Source organism: Neisseria sp. GT4A_CT1 (assembly GCF_000227275.1).
In the GTDB taxonomy this organism is placed as follows: domain Bacteria; phylum Pseudomonadota; class Gammaproteobacteria; order Burkholderiales; family Neisseriaceae; genus Neisseria.
Genome location: NZ_JH164969.1, coordinates 135,015 through 136,810 on the forward strand (window position 1 = coordinate 135,015; position 1,796 = coordinate 136,810).

General features: G+C 56.0%; 1 protein-coding gene and 1 pseudogene. Both read left to right on the forward strand.

From position 1 onward, the window contains the following. Positions 1–1,196: YadA-like family protein (locus HMPREF1028_RS15195; protein ID WP_009312766.1), on the forward strand; the 1,196-nt coding region annotated here is incomplete at its 5' end. A gap of 190 nt (positions 1,197–1,386) precedes the next feature. Beyond that, positions 1,387–1,796: pseudogene (locus HMPREF1028_RS10695) on the forward strand (transposase); the annotation flags it as partial.

Genomic DNA, 1,796 nt, shown 5'->3' on the forward strand with positions numbered 1-1,796 from the left:
TCCATACCAACGACGGCGAAGTGAACCCCGACGTACAGGCACGCAACGGCGAAGACTCCAGCGCGAGCGGCGCATACGCCACGGCAGTCGGCTACCAGGCCGCTTCCAAAGGCACCAACGCCATCGCCATCGGTAAAGGCGCCAAAGCCAATGCCGAGAACACCATCGCCATCGGTACCGGCAACATCGTCAGCGGCAAAAACTCCGGCGCCATCGGTGACCCGACCGTAGTAAGCGGCAACAGCGCTTACTCCATCGGTAACAACAACAACGTATCCGCCGACAACGCCTACGCACTGGGCAGCGACATCAAAGCCACGGTTAAAGACTCCGTCTACCTCGGCGACCGTGCCCAAACCCAAGGCATCCGCACGGCTGATGCAGCCAAAGGCGAAGCCTACACCTACGGCGGCCTGAACGACAAAGCCGTGGCAGGCAAAGCAGGTTCGGCTGCCGCCGCGAACAAAGTCGCCGGTGTTGTTACCGTCGGCAACGGTACGGACGAGACCCGTCAGGTACAAGGTGTGGCGGCAGGTGTGGTATCGGCAGATTCGACCGATGCGATCAACGGCAGCCAGTTGTATTACACCAACCAGGCGATTGCCAACGTAGCGACACAAGCGACGGCGGCGAAAACCGAAGTTACCGCAGGTAAGAACGTCGTCGTTAACCAAACGACCGGCAACAGCGGTCAGACCGTGTATAACGTTGCTACTGCCGATAAACTTGATGTAACCAGCGTAACCGCAGGCGGTGTAACCGTTAACGCGCAAGGTGTCAGCATCGCTGCACCGACCGCCCATAACCCGGCGAATACCGTCAGCCTCAGCCCGATCGGTCTGAACAACGGCGGACAACGCATCACCAACGTCGCTCCGGCGAAAGAAGGTACCGATGCGGTCAACCTGAACCAGCTCGCCGGCGTGGGTAACGCCCTGCAAAACAACATCGAACGCGTCGGCAAAAAAGCCTATGCAGGCGTGGCAGGTGCGATTGCACAAGGCTCGATTCCGCAAGTAACCCGTCCGGGTGCGACCGGTATCGGCGTGGGCAGCGGCTACTACGGTGGTCAATCCGCCATGGCAATCGGCGTGTCTGCGATGAGCGACGGCGGTAACTGGGTTGTTAAAGGCAACTTCTCTGCCAACACAGACGGCCACGTCGGTGTCGGAGCAGGTGCGTTGTACCAGTGGTAAGCTAACGGCTCTTAGCTGAAGTAAAGCAAAGGTCGTCTGAAATCCAAAACAGGGTTTCAGACGACCTTTTTATATGAACGAAGGGAGGGTGAAGAAATCAATTGCGAATAGAGCGGATTCGTATATTGAGACCTTTGCAAAATTCCCCAAAATCCCCTAAATTTCCATCAAGACATTTAGGGGATTTTCCATGAGCACCTTCTTCCAGCAAACCGCACAAGCCATGATCGCCAAACACATCGACCGCTTCCCGCTATTGAAGTTGGATCAGGTGATTAATTGGCAACCGATCGAACAATACCTGAATCGTCAAAGAACCCGTTACCTCCGAGACCACCGCGGCCGTCCCGCCTATCCCCCTGTTGTCCATGTTCAAAGCCGTCCTGCTCGGACAATGGCACAGCCTCTCCGATCCCGAACTCGAACACAGTCTCATCACCCGCATCGATTTCAACCTGTTTTGCCGTTTTGACGAACTGAGCATCCCCGATTACAGCACCTTATGCCGTTACCGCAACTGGCTGGCGCAAGACGACACCTTGTCCGAATTGCTCAAACTGATTAACCGACAACTGGCCGAAAAAAACCTAAAAATAGAGA